The sequence below is a fragment of the Microbacterium testaceum StLB037 genome, assembly GCF_008763945.1.
GTDB lineage: Bacteria > Actinomycetota > Actinomycetes > Actinomycetales > Microbacteriaceae > Microbacterium > Microbacterium testaceum_G.
The window spans coordinates 1,337,047-1,360,239 of record NZ_VTQH01000001.1; the positions used below are offsets into that span (position 1 = coordinate 1,337,047).

At 70.0% G+C, this 23,193-nt stretch carries 23 protein-coding genes; 18 read left to right on the plus strand and 5 right to left on the minus strand.

Annotation, left to right across the window (positions count from 1 at the left end):
- Nucleotides 1-11: 11 nt before the first annotated feature.
- Both F9B98_RS06265 and F9B98_RS06270 read left to right on the plus strand, forming a co-directional pair.
- Entirely contained in the window at nt 12-1,082 is a 1,071-nt protein-coding gene (locus F9B98_RS06265; protein WP_150954392.1) for an ABC transporter permease, read from the plus strand.
- Nucleotides 1,079-2,770, plus strand: coding sequence for a dipeptide ABC transporter ATP-binding protein (locus F9B98_RS06270; protein WP_150954395.1), 1,692 nt, complete (start codon nt 1,079-1,081; stop codon nt 2,768-2,770). The genes F9B98_RS06265 and F9B98_RS06270 overlap by 4 nt, the downstream gene beginning before the upstream one ends.
- Nucleotides 2,771-3,342: 572 nt before the next feature.
- Here F9B98_RS06270 and F9B98_RS06275 read toward each other — a convergent pair.
- Both F9B98_RS06275 and F9B98_RS06280 read right to left on the minus strand, forming a co-directional pair.
- Complete coding sequence (locus F9B98_RS06275; RefSeq protein WP_225310243.1) at nt 3,343-4,419, minus strand: hypothetical protein; 1,077 nt, start codon at nt 4,417-4,419, stop codon at nt 3,343-3,345.
- A gap of 2 nt (nt 4,420-4,421) precedes the next feature.
- Nucleotides 4,422-5,531 (minus strand): hypothetical protein, encoded by a 1,110-nt coding sequence (locus F9B98_RS06280; RefSeq protein ID WP_150954400.1) that lies wholly within the window; start codon nt 5,529-5,531, stop codon nt 4,422-4,424.
- A 190-nt stretch (nt 5,532-5,721) separates the two neighbouring features.
- On the opposite strand from F9B98_RS06280, the gene rpsF reads away from it, so the two are divergent.
- From rpsF to F9B98_RS06330, 10 genes are all read left to right on the plus strand, one after another.
- Complete coding sequence (gene rpsF / locus F9B98_RS06285; RefSeq protein WP_058622540.1) at nt 5,722-6,114, plus strand: 30S ribosomal protein S6; 393 nt, start codon at nt 5,722-5,724, stop codon at nt 6,112-6,114.
- A gap of 5 nt (nt 6,115-6,119) precedes the next feature.
- Entirely contained in the window at nt 6,120-6,641 is a 522-nt protein-coding gene (locus tag F9B98_RS06290) for a single-stranded DNA-binding protein (protein ID WP_150954403.1), read from the plus strand.
- 101 nt (nt 6,642-6,742) lie between these two features.
- Nucleotides 6,743-6,997: a 30S ribosomal protein S18 gene (gene rpsR / locus F9B98_RS06295; RefSeq protein WP_013584646.1), complete on the plus strand. Its 255-nt coding sequence runs from the start codon at nt 6,743-6,745 to the stop codon at nt 6,995-6,997.
- Nucleotides 6,998-7,007: 10 nt separating this feature from the next.
- Nucleotides 7,008-7,460 (plus strand): 50S ribosomal protein L9, encoded by a 453-nt coding sequence (gene rplI, locus F9B98_RS06300; RefSeq protein WP_150954407.1) that lies wholly within the window; start codon nt 7,008-7,010, stop codon nt 7,458-7,460.
- A 199-nt stretch (nt 7,461-7,659) separates the two neighbouring features.
- The gene (locus F9B98_RS06305; protein ID WP_225310244.1) at nt 7,660-9,030 is read left to right on the plus strand and encodes an adenosylhomocysteinase; all 1,371 of its coding nucleotides are present in this window, start codon (nt 7,660-7,662) and stop codon (nt 9,028-9,030) included.
- Nucleotides 9,027-10,331 carry an amidohydrolase family protein gene (locus tag F9B98_RS06310; RefSeq protein WP_225310245.1) on the plus strand — a complete coding sequence of 435 codons (1,305 nt, stop codon included), beginning with the start codon at nt 9,027-9,029 and terminating at the stop codon, nt 10,329-10,331. Before F9B98_RS06305 ends, F9B98_RS06310 begins: the two co-directional genes overlap by 4 nt.
- Nucleotides 10,321-10,752 (plus strand): cupin domain-containing protein, encoded by a 432-nt coding sequence (locus F9B98_RS06315; protein ID WP_150954413.1) that lies wholly within the window; start codon nt 10,321-10,323, stop codon nt 10,750-10,752. The genes F9B98_RS06310 and F9B98_RS06315 overlap by 11 nt, the downstream gene beginning before the upstream one ends.
- Nucleotides 10,753-10,867: 115 nt before the next feature.
- Nucleotides 10,868-11,734 carry an ABC transporter substrate-binding protein gene (locus tag F9B98_RS06320; RefSeq protein ID WP_225310246.1) on the plus strand — a complete coding sequence of 289 codons (867 nt, stop codon included), beginning with the start codon at nt 10,868-10,870 and terminating at the stop codon, nt 11,732-11,734.
- Nucleotides 11,735-11,738: 4 nt separating this feature from the next.
- A complete protein-coding gene (locus F9B98_RS06325; RefSeq protein ID WP_150954419.1) occupies nt 11,739-12,605 on the plus strand; it encodes an amino acid ABC transporter permease in 867 nt (288 codons plus the stop codon).
- Nucleotides 12,602-13,345 carry an amino acid ABC transporter ATP-binding protein gene (locus F9B98_RS06330; protein WP_150954422.1) on the plus strand — a complete coding sequence of 248 codons (744 nt, stop codon included), beginning with the start codon at nt 12,602-12,604 and terminating at the stop codon, nt 13,343-13,345. Before F9B98_RS06325 ends, F9B98_RS06330 begins: the two co-directional genes overlap by 4 nt.
- A 324-nt stretch (nt 13,346-13,669) precedes the next feature.
- Here F9B98_RS06330 and F9B98_RS16110 read toward each other — a convergent pair whose 3' ends face one another.
- Nucleotides 13,670-15,421, minus strand: a complete 1,752-nt coding sequence (locus tag F9B98_RS16110; protein ID WP_225310247.1) for a hypothetical protein — start codon at nt 15,419-15,421, stop codon at nt 13,670-13,672.
- 80 nt (nt 15,422-15,501) lie between these two features.
- Nucleotides 15,502-16,650 carry a hypothetical protein gene (locus F9B98_RS06340; RefSeq protein WP_150954425.1) on the minus strand — a complete coding sequence of 383 codons (1,149 nt, stop codon included), beginning with the start codon at nt 16,648-16,650 and terminating at the stop codon, nt 15,502-15,504.
- A 671-nt stretch (nt 16,651-17,321) separates the two neighbouring features.
- On the opposite strand from F9B98_RS06340, the gene dnaB reads away from it, so the two are divergent.
- The 6 genes from dnaB to F9B98_RS06370 all read left to right on the plus strand — a co-directional run bounded on the left by dnaB (nt 17,322) and on the right by F9B98_RS06370 (nt 22,317).
- On the plus strand, nt 17,322-18,617 hold the full coding sequence (dnaB, locus tag F9B98_RS06345) for a replicative DNA helicase (protein ID WP_394685232.1): 1,296 nt from the start codon (nt 17,322-17,324) through the stop codon (nt 18,615-18,617).
- Nucleotides 18,618-18,739: 122 nt separating this feature from the next.
- Complete coding sequence (locus F9B98_RS06350; RefSeq protein WP_150954428.1) at nt 18,740-19,279, plus strand: GNAT family N-acetyltransferase; 540 nt, start codon at nt 18,740-18,742, stop codon at nt 19,277-19,279.
- Between the two features lie 94 nt (nt 19,280-19,373).
- The gene (locus F9B98_RS06355) at nt 19,374-20,273 is read left to right on the plus strand and encodes a VOC family protein (protein ID WP_150954430.1); all 900 of its coding nucleotides are present in this window, start codon (nt 19,374-19,376) and stop codon (nt 20,271-20,273) included.
- Complete coding sequence (locus tag F9B98_RS06360; RefSeq protein ID WP_150954432.1) at nt 20,270-20,908, plus strand: GTP cyclohydrolase II; 639 nt, start codon at nt 20,270-20,272, stop codon at nt 20,906-20,908. Before F9B98_RS06355 ends, F9B98_RS06360 begins: the two co-directional genes overlap by 4 nt.
- Nucleotides 20,909-20,950: 42 nt before the next feature.
- Nucleotides 20,951-21,430, plus strand: a complete 480-nt coding sequence (locus tag F9B98_RS06365) for a MarR family winged helix-turn-helix transcriptional regulator (protein ID WP_150954435.1) — start codon at nt 20,951-20,953, stop codon at nt 21,428-21,430.
- Nucleotides 21,431-21,492: 62 nt separating this feature from the next.
- Nucleotides 21,493-22,317: an endo alpha-1,4 polygalactosaminidase gene (locus tag F9B98_RS06370; RefSeq protein WP_150954438.1), complete on the plus strand. Its 825-nt coding sequence runs from the start codon at nt 21,493-21,495 to the stop codon at nt 22,315-22,317.
- Nucleotides 22,318-22,431: 114 nt separating this feature from the next.
- On the opposite strand, the gene F9B98_RS06375 is transcribed toward F9B98_RS06370, so the two are convergent.
- The gene (locus F9B98_RS06375) at nt 22,432-23,010 is read right to left on the minus strand and encodes a hypothetical protein (RefSeq protein WP_150954441.1); all 579 of its coding nucleotides are present in this window, start codon (nt 23,008-23,010) and stop codon (nt 22,432-22,434) included.
- Nucleotides 23,011-23,193: the final 183 nt, after the last annotated feature.

A 23,193-nucleotide genomic window follows, 5' to 3' on the forward strand; every position in this document is an offset into this window, starting at 1 on the left:
TGTCGGATGCCATGACCCCCTCCCTCTCCGACGACACCGTGACCGCACGCAAGGTGCCGCTTCGCGACCGCCTGCCGGTGATCTCGCACCTGCGCCGCAGCGTCGGCCTGCAGCGCACGATGCTCGTGATCGGGCTCGTGATCACCACCGTGTTCCTGCTCACGGCGCTGTTCGCCCCGCTGCTCGCTCCCTACGGGTTCGCGCAGCAGGAGGCCGACGGCGTGAAGTTCGGCACGCAGCAGCCGCCGAGCGCGATGAACCTGCTCGGAACGACCGTCGGTGGATACGACGTGCTCTCGCGCGTGATCTGGGGAGCGCAGACCGCGCTGCTCGTGATCCTGTGCGCGATCGCGTTCTCGATCTTCCTCGGCATTTTCCTGGGGCTCGTCGGCGGCTACTTCGGCGGCTGGCTCGACCGCATCCTGGTCGTGCTGTGCGACGCGATCTACGCCTTCCCCTCGCTGCTGCTCGCGATCGTCATGTCGATCGCCATCACCAAGGGCCAGTCGACGCTGTGGGGTGGCATCCTCGCCACCGCGATCTCGATCACGGTGGTCTTCGTGCCGCAGTACTTCCGCGTGATCCGCGCCGAGGTGGTGCGGGTCAAGGCCGAGCCGTTCGTCGAGTCGGCGCGCGTGATCGGCGTGCCCACGGGCCGCATCCTCCTGCGTCACGTGCTACGCAACTCGACGCGCTCGCTGCCGGTCGTCGTGACCCTCAACGCCTCCGAGGCGTTGCTGACCCTCGCGGGCCTCGGCTTCCTCGGTTTCGGCATCGAGGCCACCGCCGCCGCCGAGTGGGGCTACGACCTCAACCGCTCGGTGAGCGATGTGACCAGTGGCATCTGGTGGACGGCCATCCCGCCGGGAGTCGCGATCGTCCTCGCCGTGCTCGGCATCACCCTCGTCGGCGAGAGCCTGAACGACCTCAGCGACCCGCGCCTGCGCACGCGTCGCCGAGCCGGGCGTGCGCCCGCGCCCGTCACGGCGGTCGATCCGTCGACGGCTCCTGCTGAGGCCTCGGCCACCGCGTCCCCCGCCGGGTCCCCGGCATCCGCCCCCTCCGAAGGGAGCCCCTCATGACCGCCGCCACCGCGCCCGTCGCCCGTATCGACGACCTGCGCGTCGCGTTCGCCACGGACGGTGCGCCGGTCGCCGCGATCAACGGGATCTCGCTCGAGGCCCACGCCGGCGAGGTGCTCGCGATCGTGGGCGAGTCGGGCTCTGGCAAGACCGTCACCGCGAACACGTTGCTGGGGCTGTTGCCCGAGACGGCGACGCTGTCGGGTGCGGTCATCGTGCGCGGACGCGACGGCGACCAGACCGACATCGTGCACGCCACCCGCGCTCAGCTGCGCGAGATGCGCGGGCGCGACGCCGCCATGGTGTTCCAGGAGCCCTCGACCGCCCTCAACCCCGTCTACACCGTGGGGTGGCAGATCGCCGAGGGTCTGCGTGCGCACGAGAAGCTGTCGAAGTCCGAGGCCAAGACCAAGGCCGTCGACATCCTGCGCCGGGTCGGCATCCCGAACCCCGAGCAGCGCGTCGACGACTACCCGCACCAGTTCTCGGGCGGGCAGAAGCAGCGCGTGGTCATCGCGATGGCGCTCGTGCTCAATGCCGGCCTGATCATCGCCGACGAGCCGACCACGGCGCTGGATGTCACCGTGCAGGCCGAAATCCTCGACCTGCTGCGCACGTGCCGCGACGAGTTCGGCGCGACGATCGTGCTCATCACGCACAACATGGGCGTTGTCGCCGACCTCGCCGACCGCGTGATCGTGATGTACCGCGGCGACATCGTCGAGCAGGCGCCCGTGCGCGAGCTGTTCGCGGCCCCGCGCGAGGAGTACACGCGCGAACTGCTCGCCGCCGTGCCGCACGTGGGTCGCGGCAAGAGCTCGCGCCAGTCGCTCGCCGATGCCGCGCCCACCTCGCCGCCGGCGGGGAGCCTGGTCGTCGCCGAGAAGGTCGAGATCGGCTACCCCGGTCGCTTCGGGTCGCCCGGCGTCGTCGCCGTGAAGGGCGTCGATTTCTGGATCGGTCCCGGCGAAGTACTCGGCCTGGTGGGGGAGTCCGGCTCGGGCAAGACCACGATCGGTCGCGCGATGGTGGGTCTCACCTCGGTCGTCGGGGGGTCGCTCAAGGTCCTCAGCACCGAGATGAACGGCGCGAAGCCCCGGAATCTCGCGAAGACCCGGCCCGACATCGGGTTCGTCTTCCAGGACCCCGCGACGAGCTTCAACCCGCTGCTCACGATCGCGGAGTGCATCGCCGAGCCGCTCGTGGTGCACCGCCGCGTCTCGGGTGCCCGGGCCGCGCGCACCCGGGTGAATGAGCTGCTGGATGCCGTGCAGCTGCCGACCGCGTTCGGCGACCGCTACCCGCACGAGCTGTCGGGCGGCCAGCGCCAGCGCGCCTCGCTCGCCCGCGCGCTCGCGCTCGACCCCAAGCTGCTGATCGCCGACGAGCCGACCTCGGCGTTGGATGTGTCGGTGCAGGCGCGCGTGCTGCAGCTGTTCGCGCAGCTGCAGGCGGAGTTCGGCTTCGCGTGCCTGTTCATCAGCCACGACCTCGCCGTCGTCGACGAGGTCGCCGATCGCGTCGTGGTGCTGCAGCAGGGCGTGATCCGCGAGCAGGGCACGACCGTCCAGGTGCTCACCGAGCCGCGCGATGACTACACCAAGCGCCTGCTCGTGTCGCTGCCGGTGCCCGACCCCGTCGAGCAGGAGAACCGCCGCGAGCTCTGGCGTTCGACCCGCGGGGTCTGATCGCCTCGGGCCCTCGCGCGTGGTGCGCGGGGGCCCCGGCCGTGGCTCAGGGTCAGTGATTCGCGCACCCTCAGCGCAATGCGCGGGATGCCGGCTGAGTTTGTGCGAATTGCGGAGCTTGTGTCGTGGCATCCGCCGTCGTCGCGCAGGGTCAGCGATTCGCGCACCCTCAGCGCAATGCGCGGGATGCCGGCTGAGCTTGTGCGAATCGCGGAGCGTGTGTCGTGGCATCCGCCGTCGTCGCGCAGGGTCAGTGATTCGCGCATCCTCAGTGCGATGCAAGGGATGCCGGCTGAGCTTGTGCGGATCGCGGAGTCTGTGTCGTGGCATCCGCCGTCGTCGCGCAGGGTCATCGATTCGCGCACCCTCAGTGCAATGCGCGGGATGCCGGCTGAGTTTGCGCGAATTGCGGAGCGTGTGCCGTGGCATCCGCCCCGCGCCCGTCGCGCAAACTCAGTGATTCGCGCATCCTCAGTCCAATCCGCCGGATTTCGACTGAGCTTGTGCAGATCGCCGAGCCTGTGCCGCGGCCACCCCCGCCACGGCCACCCGCCCCGCCCCAGCCCCCCGCGTCAGCGCCCGAACACGGTCGTGAGGATCCACCACCCGGCGACCGCGGCGAACACGACGAACGTCCAGACGGGGAACCCGCGCTTGAGTCGCCGGCCCTGCGCGGCCACACCCGCGGGCGGAGGCGTGAGCAGGGGAGCGGTACCGGGTGTCGGAACCGCCGCCGCCGAAGACCCGGCAAGCCGGTCGTCGCGCCACCGCGCCCACTGCGCGAGCTTCTCGTCGATCGCGTCGATCGTGGCGAAGAGCCACCGCCAGGTCGCGGGGTCGAGTGTCACCAGGTCGCGCTTGGCGTACAGGAACAGCCAGTCGTCGACGATCTCGACGTCGAGGGCCGCCGCGTTGTCGATGAAGCGCGCCATCACGTCGGGGGTGAACAGATACAGCGCATCGCGCTCGTACCCCTCGGGGCAGTACAGGGCGAAATGCTTGTCGAAGTCGCCCTCGAGGCTCAGCCGCTGGTCGCGACCGAACGTGATGGGCAGGTTCGAGCCGCCGAACAGACCGTTGTTGCCCACGGCATCCAGCACGATATGAGGGAGAGGGGTGTCGAGTCGCAGCGCGACGTAGCCCCACCGGTGCGTCTGCTTGCTCTTGCCCGACCCGGTCTCGTACGTGTAATTCGCCACCTCGAGCGAGCGCGGGTGCTCGCGCCGCATGACGTCGTGCAGCTCCTGGTCGCGGCCGAGGTCGAAGATCATGCCCGGTCGTCGGGGATTGGAGAATCCCGGATGCCAGGTCATCCCGTTCGCGCTCGCGAAGAGACTCAGCCGGTACCGGCGTGCCGCCGCGCCGCCGACCCCCCGGATGAGCGCCCAGACCATCAGGCCGATGACGATGGCGATGACGACGACGGGCAGGAGGGCGACGCCGCTCGAGCTGCTGCGGGTGATCCCCATCGCGACGATCGAGACGAAGGTCGGAACGATGATGACCAGCGCCGCGAGCCCGATCACCGAGAACACGATGATCGTGAGGGCGCGGCTGCGCAGCATCCCCTTCTCGCGCAGGGCCTTGTCGAAACCGCGGACCTTCGCACGGTCGATGGGCTGGGTCAGGGCGGTGGTGTCGACGGTCACGGTCACTGTCCCAGGAACACGAGGAAGCCGACGGCGAAGAGCACGACGGGGATGACGACGAGGGCTCCCGCCACGACGAGCAGCGCGTTGAGCCACGCGTTGCTGCGCTTCAGCCGCTGCCCGGGCGGGGCGACCCCGACGGGTGCGGGGGTGAAGGTGGGCGCCGGTGCCGCCACCGCCGGTCGATCGACGGGGGCGCTCGCCACCAGCTTGTCGTCGCGCCAGCGTCCCCACTGGTCGAGCTTGTCGAGCAACGCCGAAACGACCGCGAACGCCCACGCCCACCGGGTGGGGTCGAGGGTCGACAGCTCGTCGGGGGAGTAGAGGAACATCCAGTCGTCGACGATCTCGACCTCGAGCGCCGAGGCGTTGTCGATGAAGCGCGCCATGACATCGGGCGTGAAGAGGTACAGCGCGTCGCTTTCGTACCCCTCGGGGCACGAAAGCTGGAAGTACCTGTCGAAGTCGCCCTCGAGACTCAGCCGCTGCCCGCGCTGCCAGATGCCGAGCTTCACGCCGTTGCCCACCGCATCCAGCACGATGTGGGGGAGAGGCACGTCGAGCCGGATCGCGATGTACCCCCACCGCGAGGTTCGCGTGTTCTTCCCGTCGCTCGTCGTATACGAGTAGTTGCCGATCTCGACGAACCGCGGCTCGCGCCCGCGCAGGATGTCGTACGCCGTGCGGTCGCCGCCGATCCCGAACAGCACGCCCGGCAGCGGGGGAGCGGGCACCGCGGGAACGTACTCCATGCCCACGTCGCGACTGAACCCGGCGAGGCGCCACCGGCGGTCCTCCTGGGCGCGTTGCGTCTTCTGCCCGAGGAACCACGCCAGCGCCAGACCGCCGAGACCGATCACGATCGGAAAGAGGAACAGGATGCCGAGGATGAACGACCCCTCGCGCAGCACCGGCGCGAGCAGCACCGCCGCGACGATGATGACGACGCCGATCCCGCCGATGAGTGCGAACGCGATGGCGAAGGTGACGACGGCCACACCCGTTCCCGGGAGCCGTCCGGTCTTGCGCAGGTCGGCGGTGAAGGCCTTCGCGGCCCGGGGGTCGGGCGGCGTCAGCAATGCTCGCGCGTCGAACGGTCGAATCCCTGCCATGCGGCCCCCCGCCGTCGTCTGGTCACGTCCACGCTACCGAGGTCGGATTCCCCGAGGCCAGCGGCATCCGTTAGACTACGAAGGTTGTCCGGCGACGCCCATGCGCGTGTGAGCCCGTGACGACGTGCAACACACCCTCCTGCTGCCGGGAAATGCCCGTCAGCCGTTCTAGTCCGAAGGAGGTGGGTTAGTGACGCACCAGTACGAACTCATGGTCATCTTCGATCCCGAGGTCGACGAGCGCCAGGTCGCTCCGAAGCTCGACGGATTCCTCAAGGTCATCACGGCCGATGGAGGAACCATCGACAAGATCGACATCTGGGGCCGCCGTCGTCTCGCCTACGAGATCCGCAAGAAGAACGAGGGCATCTACGCCGTCGTCAACTTCGTCGCGACCAGCGAGGCCACGAACGAGCTCGACCGTCAGCTGAAGCTGAACGAGCAGATCATGCGCACCAAGGTCCTCCGTGCCGAAGAAGCGATCGCCCAGGTCGCCGCCGAAGCCAAGCGCTCCGAGGAGAAGGCCGCCCGCAAGGCCGCCGCTCCCCGCAAGGTCGAGTCCGCCGAGAAGGCTGCGAAGTAACGACGATGGCCGGCGAAACCGTCATCACCGTCGTGGGTAACCTCACGGCCGACCCCGAGCTGCGCTACACGCAGAACGGGCTCCCGGTCGCGAACTTCACCATCGCGTCGACCCCCCGCACGTTCGACCGTCAGGCGAACGAGTGGAAGGACGGCGAGGCGCTCTTCCTGCGCGCCTCGGTGTGGCGCGAATTCGCCGAGCACGTCGCCGGTTCGCTGACCAAGGGCAGCCGTGTCATCGCGACCGGTCGCCTGAAGCAGCGTTCCTACCAGGACCGCGAGGGCAACAACCGCACCTCCATCGAACTCGAAGTCGATGAGATCGGCCCCTCGCTCCGCTACGCGACCGCCCAGGTCACCCGAGCCGCCGGTGGCGGTAACGGTGGCGGCGGCGGTCAGCGCGCCCAGGTGCAGCAGTCGAACGACGAGCCGTGGTCGACCCCCGGCTCGAACAACGGCGGCGGCAACAACAGCGGCGCGGACGCGTGGAGCACTCCCGGTTCCTACGGCGACGACACCCCGTTCTGATCTTCGCCCCGCTCTCGAGCGAGACGACCCCTGAAATTCCGGATGCCATGACCCGGTCCCCGTGACCGGAACGGCGTCCGAACCACACGAAAGAAGGAAGCATGGCTGGAAAGGCCACTGGCGACCGCCGCAAGCCGCGGAAGGGCGCAAAGAACGCAGCCCCCGCGAAGGCGATTCGCGTCGGCGTCATCGACTACAAGGACGTCGCAACCCTCCGCAAGTTCATCTCGGAGCGCGGCAAGATCCGCGCCCGTCGTATCACCGGTGTCTCCGTGCAGGAGCAGCGCCTGATCGCCCGCGCCATCAAGAACGCGCGCGAGATGGCTCTCCTGCCCTACGCCGGCGCCGGCCGCTAAGGAGCACCCGATGGCAAAGCTGATTCTCACGAATGAGGTCACCGGGCTCGGTAGCGCCGGTGATGTTGTCGAGGTCAAGAACGGGTACGCCCGCAACTACCTCATCCCGCAGGGCTTCGCCGTGGCTTGGAGCCGCGGTGGCGAGAAGCAGGTCGCGTCGATCCGCGCCGCTCGCGAGTCCCGCGCGATCCACGCGCACGAAGACGCCGTGGCCCTGAAGAACACCCTCGAGTCGAACACCGTCAAGCTGTCGGTCAAGGCCGGCAACGAGGGTCGCCTGTTCGGTTCGGTCAAGCCCGCCGATGTCGCCGACGCCGTCAAGGCCGCCGGTCTCGGTGAGCTCGACAAGCGCAAGATCCAGATCACCTCTTCGATCAAGTCGGTCGGCGAGCACGAGGCGACCGTTCGCCTGCGTGACGACGTCACCGCCGTGATCACCCTCCAGGTGGTCGCCGCGAAGTAATTCGCGACGCACGATTCGGCCCCGCTCCTGCTTCGGCAGGGCGGGGCCTTTTCGTTGGTGCCGCGGGGCCTCCGGGTTTGGGGCGCACTTTTCCGTTCGGGGCGGGGAATGCCGCGCCCCAAACGGACGAACGCGCCCCGAACCCGCCCACCGCGGGGGTCGTCGGGGGGACGGATGCCGGGACCCTAGGCTGAGTGCCGTGACCGACCCCCGCGCACCCGAGCGCATCGTCCGCCGCTTCGCGCGCGCGTCGAACCTGATGATCGCCGGACGCCCGTTCGCGGCGACCGGAACCGGCGCCGACGCCCTGGCTCAGCTGGTGGAGCGGCTGGGTGGCATCCCGAGTCCGACTCCCCGTCCGGGGCGCATCGAGTTCGACCTGGATGCCGACCGGGTGCTGCTCGACGGAAGGCCCCTGCCCGAGCGCGGTGATGCAGCCGGGCGCATCGCGTTCGCACGGCAGCACATGCCCGTCGCCACGGCCCTGGCCGAGCGGCTCGACCTCACCGGCCTGCGGGTGGGTGTGGCGATGGTGCTCGAGCCGAAGACCGCCGTGCTGTCGCTGCTGCTGCGCGAGCGGGGCGCGGAGGTATCGGTGTACGCGCATCCGGACGAGACCGATGTCGCGGTCGCCGACGAGCTGCGGGAGCGGGGGTTCGCGGTGACGGCGGATCCGTCGCTGTCGGGTGCCGACGAGCACGCGGCCGCCCTTGAGTTCGTGCGCGCGGGCCTCGACGTGCTGCTCGACGACGGGGCGCACCTCATTCGTCTCGCGCACGAGGACGACCCGGCGCTCGTGGACGGCTGGATCGGAGCCTGCGAAGAGACGACGAGCGGGCTGACGCCGCTCCGGCGGATGCGGGACGCGGGTCTGCTGCGCTGCGCCGTCATGGCCGTCAACGATGCCCGCACCAAGACCATGTTCGACAACCGCTACGGCACGGGGCAGTCGTGCGTGTTCGCGATCGCGGACCTGCTCGAGGAGCGGGGGATCGCGCTGACGGATCAGCCGGCCCTCGTCATCGGCTACGGACCCGTCGGGCAGGGCGTCGCCGCCCATCTGCGGGCGCTCGGTGCCGAGGTGCGCGTGGCCGAGACCGACCCCGTGCGGGCGCTCGAGGCGCAGCACGGCGGCTTCGCCACCGGCCCGGCGATCGATCTGGCCGGGGGAGCTCTCGTGGTCTCGGCGACCGGCGTCCCCGCGACCGTGACGCGCGAGATCGCCGCGGTGGCCCGCGTGGTCGCGGTCGCCGGGGGCGTGCCGGGCGAGGTCGCCGAGGCGGGGTCCGCGCTGCTGTTGGGCGGCGGGGGAGCGGTCAACATCACCGCGGCCGAAGGCAATCCGATCGAGATCATGGACCTGTCGTTCGCCGTTCAGCTCGCGGCCCTGGGGGCGCTGCTCGAGCGGCGTCCCGGCGTCGGCGTGCACGAGTTGGGGCCCGAGGTCGACGACCTCGTCGCCCGGACGGCGCTCGCGGTGCGAGGAGCGGCGCTCGACTCCCCGCGCGCGCTCGACCCCGAAGGCCTCGACGAGTGGCGCTCGCCCCGATACAAGGCCTCCCGCTCGTGAACGTCGTCCTGTATTCGGCATCCCTCGTCGTTCCCGTCACCGCCCCGCCCATCCCCGGGGGAGCGATCGCGGTCGCCGGAGGCCGCATCCGGCACGTCGGCGACCGCGAGTGGGTGCGCCACGAGCTGCGGGCGCGCGGGCTCGCCTTCGACGAGGTCCACTGGCCGGGAGTGCTCACCCCCGGACTCGTCAACGCGCACTCGCACCTGCAGTACACCGGTATGGCCGAGGTCGGGCGGGGCTCGTACGCCGGCTTCGACGACTGGGACGACGCCTTCACCCCGGTCTACCGCGCCGGTCACGACTGGGCGGCGGATGCCAGGACCGGAGCGCTCGCGATGATCGCCGCCGGGACCACGGCGGTGGCCGACATCGTCACCGACGTCGAGGCGGCCTCGGCGCTGCACGACGCGCGGCTGCACGGCATCACCTACTGGGAGGTGATGAGCTGGACGAACGCCGCGTGGGCCGAGCGCGGCCGCGCCGAGGTGGAGGCGCGCCTCGACGCAATGCCCGCGCCTCCGGGAACGGGTCTCTCCCCACACGCGCCGTACTCCCTCGACGTCGAGCCGCTGCTCGAGATCCCCGACATCGTGCGCGAGCGCGGCAGTCGCCTGCACCTGCACCTCGGCGAGGCCGCCTTCGAGCGCGAGCACGGAGAGGCGGTTCCCTGGCAACTGCACCGGCCAACGAGCTTCCGGGCGCTGCGCGACGAGGGCTTCGGCACCGGAGCTACCGAGTTCGTCGACGAGCTCGGCGTTCTAGGCCCCGACTGCCACATCGCCCACGGCGTGTACATGACGGCGCGCGACCGGGCGATCCTGCGCGCGCGGGGGACGACGGTGGCGCTCTGCCCCCGCTCGAACGCGGTCATCGGTCTCGACGAGCCGCCGGTCGCGGCGTATCTGCTGGAGGGCAATGCGCTGGCCGTGGGCACCGACTCCCTGGCATCCAGCCCCTCTCTCGACCTGCTGGCCGACGTGTCGGCGCTGCACCGGCTGGCGCGGGCGCAGGGGTACGCGAACCGCGATCTGTCGGAACTGCTGCTTCGCGCTGCGACCCTCGGCGGGGCGCACGCGATGGGGCTCGACACCGGGCCCGCGCGCACCGGGTATCTCGCCGTGGGGGCCGTGGCGGACCTGGCGTTCTTCGACGTGCCGGTGTCGGAGGTCGATGAGACCATCGAGCACCTCGTCGTCGACGGCGAGGGGAGCGCGGCCGCGACGTTCATCGACGGCGAGGTGCGCTCGGCATCCGCCGCCTTCACCCGAGAGACCGGAGAATCCGCCGATGACCGCTGAGCGTCCCGCCACCGCCGTCCTGCTCGATCTCGAACCGCACGCCGAGGGCGGGTGGTTCCGGCGCATGTGGACCGGCAGCGTCGAGGTCGAGACCCCCGGGGGGACGCGGCCCGCGGCCACCTGCATCCACTACCTGCTCACCCCGGGCGAAGAGAGCGCGTGGCACGTCGTGACCAGCGACGAGGTGTGGCTCTGGCACGGCCCCGGCGCGCTCGAACTCTCGCTCGGCGGTGACGGCTCCCAGCCCGGTGACGCGCGCACGGTGACGCTCGGGCCCGACCTCGCCGCCGGTCACGTGCTGCAGCAGACCGTGCCGGCCGGGGTCTGGCAGGCGGCCCGACCGGCGGGAGAGGCTGAGGTCGTGGTCAGTTGCGTGGTGTCTCCGGGCTTCAGCTTCGCCGACTGGCGCCTCGCCGAGTAGGCCACGGCGCGTGTCGCCAGGTTTCGACGGCGACATCCGCTGAAACATGCGCTCGGTACGCTGTGCACATCACAGCACTCCGGGGATGACCCCGATACGTCCACGAGGAGAAATCGTGACCGCTTCCGCACGCCTGCGCCGCGTCGCCGCCCTGACCGCCCTGGCCGCCGCCACGGTCGTCACCCTGACGGCCTGCGCCTTCGCCCCCACCGGTTCCGACGCCGGCGCCGCCCCCGCCACCGAGGGCGCGCTGCAGACCGTCGCCGCCGGCAAGCTCACCATCGCCACCGGCGAGCCCGCCTTCTCGCCCTGGGTCGAGAACGACGACCCGGCGTCGTGCGAGGGCTTCGAGGCGGCCGTCTCGTGCGCCGTCGCCGAGAAGCTCGGCTTCACGAAGGACGACATCGTCTGGGTGCGCTCGAACTTCGACAGCGCGATCGCGCCCGGCCCGAAGGACTGGGACATGAACGTCCAGCAGTTCTCGATCACCGAGCAGCGCAAGCAGGCCGTCGACTTCTCGTCGCCGTACTACACGACCACCCAGGCGGTCGTCACGACGGGCACCTCGCCCGCGGCCTCGGCCACGACCGTCGCCGAGCTGAAGAACATCCCCGTCGGCGTCATGAGCGCCACCACCAGCTACCAGGTGGCCGCCGACCAGCTCGGCACGGGCAACCTCAGCGTCTTCAACTCCAACGACGACGCCGTCGCCGCCCTGCAGTCGGGTCAGGTGGATGCGATCGTCGTCGACCTGCCCACCGCGTTCTACCTCGCGGGCGCCGTGCTCGACAACGGCAAGGTCGTCGGTCAGCTCCCCGACTCCTCAGCCGGTGGCGACGAGCTCGCCTACGTCCTGCCCAAGGGCTCGGCCCTGACCGCTCCCGTCAGCGAGGCGGTCGACGCCCTCAAGGCCGACGGCACCCTCGACGAGCTGCAGCAGAAGTGGCTCGGCGGCACGGCCGCCGCGCCCGTGCTGAAGTAACTCCGTGGCATCCACCTCATCCGACACCGCGTGGCGGCCGAGCGAGCTCGAACTCGGTCGGCGCGCCACGCGGCGTCAGCAGTCGACGAAGTCGGTGTTGATCGCCCTGGTCAGCTCCGTCGTGTTCGTCGTGGTCGTCGGGTGGGCGATCCTCTCGAGCCCCGGCTGGGAAGACGTACGCCGCAGCTTCTTCGACCTCGACATCGCGGTCAAGAGCTTCCCGTCGATCCTCGCGGGGCTGTGGGTCAACATCCAGGTGCTCATCGTCGCCGCGCTCGCCGTGGCGGTGCTCGGCACCACCCTCGCGGTGCTGCGCTCGCTGCGGGGGCCGGTGTTCTTCCCCCTGCGCGCCCTGGCCACGGTCTACACCGACCTGTTCCGTGGCATCCCTCTGCTGATCGTGCTGTACCTGGTGGGCTTCGGCCTGCCGGCGCTCGGGATCTTCGGGCGCGTGCCGGTCGTGCTGTGGGGAACCATTGCGATCGTGCTGACCTACTCGGCGTACATCGCCGAGGTGCTGCGCGCGGGCATGGAAGCCGTGCACCCCTCGCAGCGGGTCGCCGCCCGCTCGATGGGCCTGACCCACGGCCAGACGCTGCGGATCGTCGTGATCCCCCAGGGCGTCCGCAAGGTCGTGCCGGCGCTCATGAACGACTTCGTGTCGATGCAGAAAGACGTCGGGCTGATCTCGGTGCTCGGAGCGGTGGATGCCGTGCGCGCGGCGCAGATCGCGGCGGCGGAGTACTACAACTTCACGCCGTACATCGTCGCGGCTCTGCTGTTCGTCGCGATGGCGCTGCCGATGATCCGCCTCACCGACTACGTGTCGGCGCGGTTGGCGAAGCGCGAGCAGATGGGCGGAATCGTATGAGAGTGCTCGACGTCCGCGCGGTGCGGAAGGCCTTCGGCGATCACGTGGTGTTGGACGGCATCGACCTCGACATCGCGAAGCACGAGGTCGTCGTGCTGATCGGCGCTTCGGGCTCGGGTAAGTCGACCCTGCTGCGCACCATCAACCTCATCGAGCGCGTCGACGACGGTCAGATCCTGCTCAACGGCGACGATCTGACGGATCCGACGATCGATCAGGATGCCGCCCGCTCGCGCATCGGCGTGGTGTTCCAGCACTTCAACCTCTTTCCGCATCTGCGCGTGATCGACAACGTCACCCTCGCTGCGCGGAAGGTGCACGGGCTGCCGAAGGCCGAGGCCTATGCCCGCGGCACCGAGCTGCTCGAGCAGCTGGGGCTCGGGGCGAAGGCGCGGGAGTTCCCCGACCGGCTCTCGGGCGGCCAGCAGCAGCGCGTCGCGATCGTGCGCGCCGTGATGACCAACCCCGAGCTGCTGCTGCTGGACGAGATCACCTCGGCCCTCGACCCGCAGCTGGTCGGCGAAGTGCTCGACCTGGTGCGGGTGCTGCGCGACCGCGGGTCGACCATGCTCATGGCCACGCACGAGATGTCGTTCGCGCGCGAGGTGGCCGACCGAATCGTGTTCATGAAGGGCGGGAAGATCGTCGAGCAGGGCACGCCCGCGCAGATCTTCGACGCCCCGCAGCGGCCCGAGACGGTCGCGTTCCTCGAGCGTGAGAGGCAGGGTGGGGCGCTGTAGCGCGTCGGTGGCCGGCGGGGTTGCGCCGTTCGCCGCGGGTCGGTGATCTGCTCGGTCGCTGACCCATGGGTTGAGGGCGCGTTCCGCGCGTGGTCGGTGACCTGCCCGGACACCGCATCCCTGGGTTTGGGGCGCATTCCGTGCATTGGGGCGTGAATTATCCGCCCCGAAGCACGAGAAGCGCCCCAAAACCCGGCGCGTGGCCGCCCGGGGCCGGGCACGCCGCGACACCGGATGCCCCCCAATAACTCGGCATCCGGTGTCGCTTTCCGTGGAGGGGTCGCCCCCTCCACGGAACCTGTGCGGATCAGTCGGTCATGTAGATCAGCTGGTCGCGCGGCGACGCAGCAGCAGCGCGCCGCCGAGCAGCAGGGCCACCAGGCCCGCGATGCCCAGTCCGGCGGCCGATGCTCCGTCAGCACCCGTCGTCGCCAGCGCCTTACCGGTGCCCGAGGTCGCCGACGTCGCAGCGGTGTAGGGCGTGGCCGACACGGCCGAAACGGAACCCGTCACGGTCGAAGAACCCGAGGTGCCGGGCGTTCCGGGGGTACCGGGCGTGCCGGGCGTTCCAGGGGTGCCGGGGGTGCCGGGGGTTCCGGGCGTTCCGGGGGTTCCGGGCGTGCCGGGCGTTCCAGGGGTGCCGGGGGTGCCGGGGGTTCCGGGGGTGCCGGGCGTTCCGGGGGTTCCGGGCGTGCCGGGCGTTCCGGGGGTTCCGGGCGTTCCGGGGGTGCCGGGGGTGCCGGGCGTTCCGGGGGTGCCGGGGGTGCCGGGCGTTCCGGGCGTTCCGGGCGTTCCGGGCGTTCCGGGCGTTCCGGGGGTGCCGGGGGTGCCGGGCGTTCCGGGGGTGCCCGGGGTGCCGGTGTTCGAACCGATGGTAGTGCTGTCACCGATCACCGAGACGGCGTTGCCGCCGATGGTGACGGGCAGCGAGATCGGAACGATCAGCTGGTTGCCGCCGAGGATGCTGTCGCTTCCGTCGGTGGTGATGCCGCCCAGCAGGCCGCCGCCGGTGCCGCCGGTGGTGGTGGCGCCCTCCGAGGTGCTGTCGCCGATTCCGGAGACGGCGTTGCCGCCGATCGTGACGGGGAGGCCGATCGGGGCGATCACCTGGTTGCCGCCGAGGATGCTGTCGCTTCCGTCGGTGGAGACGTCACCGGTGCCGGTGCCCGCGCCGCCGCCGGTGGTGGTGGCGCCTTCGGTGTAGCTGTCGCCGAGGCCCGAGACCGCGTTGCCGCCGATGGTGACGGGGAGCGCGATCGGGGCAATCACCTGGTTGCCGCCGCCGATGCTGTCGGTGCCGTCCGTCGAGACGTCGCCGGAGCCGGAGCCGGAGCCGCTGCCCGAGCCCAAGCCCGAGCCGCCGGTGGTGGTGGCGTCCTCGCTGTGGCTGTCGCCGATGACCGAGACGGCGTTGCCGCCGACGGTGACCGGAACGCTGATCGGCGCTGCCGCCTGGTTGCCGCCGAGGATGCTGTCGGTGCCGTCCGTCGAGACGTCGCCGACACCGCTGCCCGAGCCCGAGCCGCCGGTGGTGGTGGCGTCCTCGCTGTGGCTGTCGCCGATGACCGACACGGCACTGCCGCCGACGGTCACGGGCACGCTGACCGGCAGCACGGCCTGGTTGCCGCCGCCGATGCTGTCGCTGCCGTCGGTGGCGACGTCACCGCCACCGCTCGAGGCGCCGCCGCCGGCGGATCCGCCGTGGGTGTCGGCATCCTGGCTGTGGCTGTCTCCGACGACCGAGACGGCGTTGCCGCCCACGGTGACCGGCACATCGATCGAGACGATGCCCTGGTTGCCGCCGCCGATGCTGTCGCTGCCATCGGTGGTGACGGACGGGGCGGGCGCCGCCGCGGGGGCCGAGGTGTCGGCGCCTTCGCTGTGGCTGTCGCCGATCAGCGAGACGGCGTTACCGCCGACCGTGACGGGCGCGTCGACCGAGACGATGGCCTGGTCACCCGAGAGCAGTCCGTCTGTTCCCGAGGTTTCCGCGGCATTGGCGATGCCGGCTCCGAGGACGGCGATGCCGCCTCCGACGAGCGTGCCCAGAAGCACGCGTGAGTAGATCTTTCGCATGAGAGTTTCTCCTGTAGATGAATGAGGGTGCGCGTGAGTGCGCGTGGTCGTCTGCCGTGCGATGCACGGTGCGACCGTCCTCAGTCAGGAGAGACGTCGGTGCCGTAGACGGGGAGGGCGGGGAGGTCGTCGTCGACGTCGCCTCCGCGCGAGAGAAGAACGATGGCGGCCAGCTGAGCGCCGAGGTCGGCGGTGGCTGCGGATGCGCCGCCCGCTCCCGAACCCGAGAAGGCCGACGAGGCCGTTCCGGTGCTGGCGCCGAAGGTGACGCCCGAGGCGTCGTCGGCGGTAGGGGAGGAAGAGCCGATGGATGCCGAGTCGGCGGCGGCCCGAGCGGCTTCGGTGGCTGCCGAGGCGGTGTCGCGGAACAGGCGCGCGATCTGGTCAGCGGTCGCCTGGACCGAGGCCTTCGCCGTCTGGACGGAGGTGAGGGCACCCGCGAGCGTCTCGCTCGCGTCGGGCGTGCTCGCGGAGGGGAGGCCCGGGAGGTCGACACCGGGGAGCGAGGGGAGGGGGGTCGAGCCGCCGCCGGTCTGCGTTCCGCCGGGGATGGCGGGGACGACCGGGGCCACGGCGGGCAGCTCGCCCACGACGACGGGGAGGGACTCGTCGACCGTGTCGCTCACGCCGGTGACGACGCCACCGAGGCCCGTGCCCTCGACGACCGCGCCCACGATGGGGAGCGACTCGACGGTGTCGACGACCGGGTTCACGATGCCGCCGACCACGCCCGATCCGGCGACGCCGGTGACGATGTCTCCGACCGCTCCGACGGTGCCGCTGACAGCTCCGTTGGCGGTGTCGCCGACCGTGTTGACGGTGTCGACCACGGTGGGGACGACTGCGGGGACCACGGCGGGAACGGCTTCGGTGGTGGCTGTGACGGTCTCGGCGACGGGGGCGGGAAGCACCTCGGCGACCGGCTGAACGACCGGCTCAGCGGTTTCGACGACCGTCTCGACCACCGGGGTCACGACGGTCTCGACGACCGGCTCGGCCGCCTGCGTAACGGGGGTGGCGACCGCTTCGACGGTGCCGCCGGCGGTGTCGGTGACGCCGTTCACGGTGGAACCCACGGCACCGAGCAGCCCCGAACCGGAGCCGTCGTCGGCGGACGCGGAAGATGCGGAGGAGAAGAGCGAGAGGGCGAGGAAGCCCAGAATCGCGAGCACGCCGAGGAAGACCACACGCACAACGCGCGAGGCCCCCCACTCAAACGTGTTCTCCACGATTCGCCCCCCAAAGGTGAATATTCGTGAATCTCCGACTTGGCGAGCGACGATACGCCCGGGGTGAGAGTTTCGGAAGACCCCGGGTGAAATCTAGGTAGTGGCAGGGTTCACCCCTCACGCCGGGGACCGACACGCCGGGTCTCGAGAAAAACTTGACACGGGGGTGCGATCTCGGTAGCTCTCCGCCGAGTTATCCCCGCAGTTGTACACATGTGGATGCCCTAGCGCACAACCTTCAATCCCAAGTTCACTCGGGTTTTCCTCAGCAAACCTGTGGACAGACTTATGCCCGGTCAAAGGTCGTTTCCGGTCCAAAAATTCGATCCATCCACCGAGTTCTCCACAGCACTTGTGCACAGACACGGCGGCGTTTCCCGCAGTCTCTCCACAGAGTTATCCACAGGCTCGTTTGCATGGGGACGGCGTGGTATCTAGCGTGGGTGCAGCCCCTCGGGCAGCCGGATCACCCTGCCGCGCGCGTCGATGTCGGACGTCGGTGATTTCATGCTGCCGAGGCCGCCCCGAGCCCCGTTTCCGCGACGCCCTACACGCGCGCGAGGCCCGGCAGGGGGGTGCCCGAATCCGAAGGAGAGCCCGTGTCGATCGCCGACATCGCCGAAGAACGTCTCGGTAAAGCGCCGCGCCCCGAGCGCACGCCCCCGCACGACATGCTCGCCGAGCAGAGCGCTCTGGGTGGCATGCTGCTGTCGAAGGACGCCGTGGCCGATGTCATCGAGTCGCTGCGCGGCCCCGACTTCTACGTGCCGAAGCACGAGCTGATCTTCGAGGCCATCCTCACCCTTTACTCGCACGGTGAGCCCACCGACGTCGTCGCCGTCACCGACGAGCTGATCAAGACGGGCGAGCTGCAGCGCGCCGGGGGAGCGGACTACCTCCACACACTCACCTCGATCGTGCCGACCGCCGCCAACGCCGGCTACTACGCGTCGATCGTCGCCGAGCGCGCGATGCTGCGTCGCCTTGTCGAGGCCGGCACGCGCATCGTGCAGATGGGTTACGCCGGCGAGGGCGACCCGGTCGAGCTCGTCAACAGCGCCCAAGCCGAGATCTACAACGTCTCGGGCGATGACAGCGCCGAGGACTACATCCCCCTGACGACGGCGGTGGATGCCGCGGTCGAAGAGATCGAGGCCGCTCGCGGCCGCGACGGGTCGATGACGGGCATTCCCACCGGTTTCGCCGGCCTCGACCAGCTCACCAACGGTCTGCACCCGGGCCAGATGATCGTGCTCGCCGCGCGCCCCGCCATGGGTAAGTCGACGCTCGCGCTCGACTTCGCCCGCGCCGCCGCGATTAAGTCGAACGCCCCCTGCATCTTCTTCTCGCTCGAAATGGGTCGCAGCGAGATCGCCATGCGCCTGCTCAGCGCCGAGGGTCAGATCCCCCTGCAGAGCATGCGCAAGGGAACGCTCGACTCGCGCGACTGGACCACGGTGGCCTCCACCCGCGGCCGCATCAACGACGCGCCCCTCTACATCGACGACAGCCCCAACATGACGCTCGTCGAGATCCGCGCCAAGTGCCGTCGCCTCAAGCAGCGCGAGGGTCTGAAGATGGTCGTCATCGACTACCTGCAGCTGCTCACCAGCGGAAAGCGCGTGGAGTCGCGTCAGCAGGAGGTCAGTGAGTTCTCGCGTGCGCTGAAGCTGATGGCCAAGGAGCTGCAGGTTCCGGTCATCGCGCTGTCGCAGTTGAACCGTGGCGCCGAGCAGCGCGCCGACAAAAAGCCGGCCCTTTCCGACCTGCGTGAGTCGGGCTCGATCGAGCAGGATGCCGACATGGTGGTGCTGCTGCACCGCGAGGCCGCGTACGAGAAGGACTCACCGCGTGCCGGCGAGGCCGACCTGATCGTCGCGAAGCACCGTAACGGCCCAACCGACACGATCACGGTCGCGTTCCAGGGCCACTACTCGCGGTTCACGGATATGGCGCCGGGGATGTAACGACGCCCCCGTCGGGGTTGCCCCTGAACCGTCCGTCCGGGAGCAAACGTCCGGACAACTCCCCTCGGCGTTCCCAGTTCAGCTTGCGCGGCCCGCGCTGGGGCTGTGCGACGATGTCGTCGATGACGATCACCAGCTCTCCGTGGCACCACCCCCGGCCAGAGCAATCCCGAATCCACTTGGACGTCGTGCCGGAAGATGTCTTGCACGCTCTGGCCACCGGTGGGTCTGCGTCGCGCGCTTCGCAAGATGTGTCGCCCTATCTCGCGGGACCGGAATGCGCGGGACTGTGGCGCATCAGAAGCGAGCAAGTTCGAGAGGCTCCAGCGGACGCAGCGTGGATCACGCGGTTGATCGTCGACCCCCGCGTCTACGTGCCCGTCGGCGTGGCCGGCTTCCACGGGGCTCCCCACGCGGCCGGCATGGTCGAGGTCGGTTATCGTGTCGACCCGGAGTTCCGCCGTCGGGGCTATGCGTGGCAGTCCCTCGAAATCCTTCTGGCGGTCGCTCAGCGGCATCCGGCGGTCAAGACCGTGCGCGCCAGCATCAGTCCCGACAACGCGGCATCGCTCGCGCTCATCGATGGATACGGATTCGTCGAGGTCGGCGAGCAGTGGGACGACGAAGACGGCCGAGAGCTCGTCTTCGAGATGCCGGCCTAAGGGGCGACGTCCCGGGAATGAGGTCCTGCGTTTAGTTGTTGCGTCAACTAACCGCGAGCGGATGGTCCGCTCCGCAGGCCAAAGGACGAACCCGATGACCGCTCCCGCGCTGACCTGGCGCCCGTCGCCCCTCCACACCGCCGGTGCCGCGGCCGACGCCACGCGCATGGATACCGTCGAACTCCTCGTCGCAGACCTCGACGCGCAGACGGAGTTCTACCGCCGCGCCGTCACTCTCGATGTGCTCGACCAGTCCGGTCCGCGCGCGACGCTCGGCCGCGACGGCATCCCGATCGTGACCCTCACCCACACGCCCGACCTGCCGCCCTTCCGCCGGCACGACGCCGGGCTGTACCACACGGCCATCGCGTTCCCCGATCGCGCGGCGCTCGCCGCGGCGGTCATGTCGATGGCCCGGCACGCGGGGCACCTGTACGAGGGTGCGACGGACCACACGTTCAGCAACGCCTTCTACTTCCACGACCCCGAGGGCAATGGCATCGAGTTGTACTGGGACCTTCCGGTCGAGGTCTGGCAGAACAAGCCCGCTGGATGGATGCCGCAGAACCTGGCGATCGACCCGAACGCCTTCCTCCGCGAGCACTTCGACCCCTCCCGCGAGAGCAACGGCGAGGCCACGATCGGGCACGTGCACCTGCAGGTCGGCGACATCCCCACGGCGCGCCGCTTCTACGTCGACACGCTGGGCTTCGACGTCGTCATGGACCTCGGGTCGGCGCTGTTCATCTCGGCCGGCGGCTACCACCACCACATCGGCATGAACACGTGGCACAGTGCCGGCGCGGGCCCCCGCGCGGTCTCGCTCGGTCTGGGCGATGTTCGTCTCCGGATGCCGGAACGCAGCGACGTGCTCGCCCTCGCCGATCGCGCCCGCCACAGTGGCATCGCGGCGGAGGACGACGGCCGGAGTCTGCGGCTTCGTGACCCCTGGGGAACCCTGCTGACCGTCACGCCGGAAGAAGGTGCAGCATGACCGCGCCCATCAACGTCCTGCCGCGCGCCGAGGTCCGCACCGAGGTGCGGATCCCGCTGCGCTTCGCCGACGGCTTCGAGGCGACCGCGCGCGTGTCGACCTTCCGTCACCTCGCCGACGGAGCCGAGCACCTGCTCTTGTCGTTCGACGGGACCTCGCCGAGCCACGATGCTCCCCTGGTGCGGCTGCACAGCGAATGCCTCACCGGCGACGTGTTCGGTTCGGAGCGATGCGACTGCGGCCCACAGCTGCGCGAGGCCGTCGAGCGGCTGTCGATCGAGGGCGGCGCGCTTCTCTACCTGCGGCAGGAAGGCCGCGGCATCGGGCTGTACGCGAAGCTCGACGCCTATGCGCTGCAGGACACCGGGCTCGACACCTACGAGGCGAACACCGCGCTGGGTCGCGGTGAAGACGAACGCGACTACACCGCGGCGGCCCAGATGCTCACTGCCGTCGGGCTCCGTGGCATCCGGCTTCTGACGAATAATCCCGACAAGGTCGCACAGTTGGCCGCTCACGGGATCACTGTCCACGGCGTCGTGCCGACCGGGGTGCACTTGACCGCGGCGAACGCGCGCTACCTGCAGGCGAAGCGCGATCACACCGGCCACCACCTCGACATCGGGGTAGCGTGAAGGCGCAGTAACCCCTCCCGCTCCCGACGTTCGGAGCACTCCATGACCTACGCCGTTCCGCGCATGAGCCCCGAAGAGGGCGAGGCCTGGCTCGGACTACTGCGCGTCTGCACCCTGTTGCCGAGCGAGCTCGATGCGCAGCTGTCGCGCGACTCCGCGATGACGCACTACGAGTTCGGCCTCATGTCGTACCTTCGCGCGATGCCCGAGGCGACGGCATCCATGAGCGAGATCGCCGGGGCCACGAACACGACGCTCCCGCGGGTGTCGCACGTGTGCCGTCGGCTGGAGGGGCGCGGGCTGATCGAGAAGTCGATCTCGCCCGCCGACCGTCGCGTCAGCATGGCCACCCTGACCGCGGCGGGGCGACGAGAACTGATCCGCGCGACCCCTCGACACATCGCCACGGCGCGCAGGCTCGTGATCGACGCGCTCTCGCCGGAAGATCTGGCCCACCTCGCGCGCATCACCGGGATCCTCGGGAAGAACCTCGATCCGTCGCACCAGTTCGGGCTGGGGTGATGGTAGTGCGGTCGCTCGGCTCGCCTTTAAGCAGGGCGGATGCCAGGACCCGGCGTCTCCCCATGTTCGGGGCTGCCGCCGTGCTGGGGGTGGCCTTACTCGTGGCCGCCTGCGCGCCCACGGGGGCCATCAGCCCGGCGGACGACGTGCACCCGTCCGTGCGCCTGCCCAACACGACCAGCGGTTTTGACTACCAGCTCGGCGGTCCCTACCCGCCCCCACCGGGGGTCACGATCGTGGAGCGCGATCGCACCGCGGAGCCTTCGGGTGCGGGGTACGACATCTGTTACGTGAACGGCTTTCAGACCCAGCCCCACGAGTCGGAGGCCTTCGCCGCCGCCCGCCCCGAGCTGGTCGTGCAGACCGGATCCGGCCCGCTCGTCGACGAGGGGTGGCCCGACGAGTTCCTCTTCGACACCTCGACCGCCGACAAGCGTGCCGCGCTCGCCGAGCTGGTGGGGGAGTGGATCGATGGGTGCGCCGCCGACGGCTTCGCCGCCGTGGAGATCGACAACCTCGACTCGTACACGCGGTCGGGGAGAGCCCTTACGGCCGACGACAACCTCGCCCTCGCCGCGACCTACGCTCAGCGGGCCCACGCCGCGGGCCTCGCCATCGCGCAGAAGAACACGGCCGATCAGGTATCCGCGCTTCGCGCCCTGGGATACGACTTCGCGGTGACCGAGTCGTGCGTCGAGTTCGAGGAGTGCGGGGCGTATGCCGCGGAGTACCCGGTGGTGCTCGACATCGAGTACACGGACGAGCTCGGGCAGGAGGGCTTCGCTGAAGCGTGCGGTGATCCGGATCGACCGGCCGTCATGATCCTGCGCGATCACAGCCTGGTGACGCCTGGCGATGGGGAGTACGTCTACCGCAGCTGCGACTGACGTATGTGTTTCGGTGCGGGCGCCTCGCGCGGGAGTCCCCGCCTTCGCTGGGGTGCTGCGACCGCCGCGGACCGGCGTCCCGTACGCCGTCGCGGCGCGGTGGAACCGCCAGGTTCAGGGCTGCCAGAACCCCAGCGCGCAGAGCAGCCGCGTCTCGTCGTCGGCATCGGCGTGCGGCTCGATGGCCGGCGGGAAGACGCCCCACTCGCGCCACTGATCGGCGTGCGGAACGACGAGCTCGTTCATGCCCGCGATCAGCTCGGGGGAGAGGTGGAACGGGATGCCGAACCGCTTCGCGATCTGGTACGCCTGGAACGCGCGGTAGGGCGCGAGGTGTGTGAACCCCTCGTCGGCCGGGTAGTCGCCATAGGTGAAGCGAAAGGTGTCGGCGATGTCGCCAGACCGCACGGCTGCTGTCGCCTTGTCGTTGAGGGCGTCGTAGGACGCAATCGGGTCGTCGCCGAGCAGATCGACGTCGGCGTAGGGGTCGCCGTCCGCGGCCGCGCGGCCCGCGAGCACGTCGGGGATCCAGGCTTCGTCGTACGCGTGACGCCCGAGGATGCCGAGCAATGTGGGCGACTCGAGCTGGCTCCACTCCTTCGGGACGGGAGTAGAGAAGTCGGCGGGATCGAGCTGGTCGATGACATCGCGCAGCGCGGCATCGGCGTGGAGGAAGAGAGTGGCGGGGCTCATGGTTGGGGAGGGTACTCCGGGGTGGGAATGGGGGCCAGAGCCTCCGCGGCACCGGACTCGCTGGGGCATGCCGCGACCGTCCCAAGTGGCACGAGCGATGCCCGGCTCGAGCAGAGGTCCCGGTTGGCGAACGGCCGCGATTATCGGGTATGCCTGGCCAGAGAAAGCAGGCGGAGGCGTTCC

Excerpts from the sequence above, each read along its gene's own strand:
- F9B98_RS06265 (WP_150954392.1), top strand. The coding sequence starts at position 12 with ATGACCCCCTCCCTCTCCGACGACACCGTGACCGCACGCAAGGTGCCG.
- F9B98_RS06270 (WP_150954395.1), top strand. The coding sequence starts at position 1,079 with ATGACCGCCGCCACCGCGCCCGTCGCCCGTATCGACGACCTGCGCGTC.
- F9B98_RS06280 (WP_150954400.1), bottom strand. The coding sequence starts at position 5,531 with ATGGCAGGGATTCGACCGTTCGACGCGCGAGCATTGCTGACGCCGCCC.
- F9B98_RS06290 (WP_150954403.1), top strand. The coding sequence starts at position 6,120 with ATGGCCGGCGAAACCGTCATCACCGTCGTGGGTAACCTCACGGCCGAC.
- rpsR (WP_013584646.1), top strand. The coding sequence starts at position 6,743 with ATGGCTGGAAAGGCCACTGGCGACCGCCGCAAGCCGCGGAAGGGCGCA.
- rplI (WP_150954407.1), top strand. The coding sequence starts at position 7,008 with ATGGCAAAGCTGATTCTCACGAATGAGGTCACCGGGCTCGGTAGCGCC.
- F9B98_RS06315 (WP_150954413.1), top strand. The coding sequence starts at position 10,321 with ATGACCGCTGAGCGTCCCGCCACCGCCGTCCTGCTCGATCTCGAACCG.
- F9B98_RS06330 (WP_150954422.1), top strand. The coding sequence starts at position 12,602 with ATGAGAGTGCTCGACGTCCGCGCGGTGCGGAAGGCCTTCGGCGATCAC.
- F9B98_RS16110 (WP_225310247.1), bottom strand. The coding sequence starts at position 15,421 with ATGCGAAAGATCTACTCACGCGTGCTTCTGGGCACGCTCGTCGGAGGC.
- dnaB (WP_394685232.1), top strand. The coding sequence starts at position 17,322 with ATGCTCGCCGAGCAGAGCGCTCTGGGTGGCATGCTGCTGTCGAAGGAC.
- F9B98_RS06350 (WP_150954428.1), top strand. The coding sequence starts at position 18,740 with ATGACGATCACCAGCTCTCCGTGGCACCACCCCCGGCCAGAGCAATCC.
- F9B98_RS06355 (WP_150954430.1), top strand. The coding sequence starts at position 19,374 with ATGACCGCTCCCGCGCTGACCTGGCGCCCGTCGCCCCTCCACACCGCC.
- F9B98_RS06360 (WP_150954432.1), top strand. The coding sequence starts at position 20,270 with ATGACCGCGCCCATCAACGTCCTGCCGCGCGCCGAGGTCCGCACCGAG.
- F9B98_RS06365 (WP_150954435.1), top strand. The coding sequence starts at position 20,951 with ATGACCTACGCCGTTCCGCGCATGAGCCCCGAAGAGGGCGAGGCCTGG.
- F9B98_RS06370 (WP_150954438.1), top strand. The coding sequence starts at position 21,493 with ATGTTCGGGGCTGCCGCCGTGCTGGGGGTGGCCTTACTCGTGGCCGCC.
- F9B98_RS06375 (WP_150954441.1), bottom strand. The coding sequence starts at position 23,010 with ATGAGCCCCGCCACTCTCTTCCTCCACGCCGATGCCGCGCTGCGCGAT.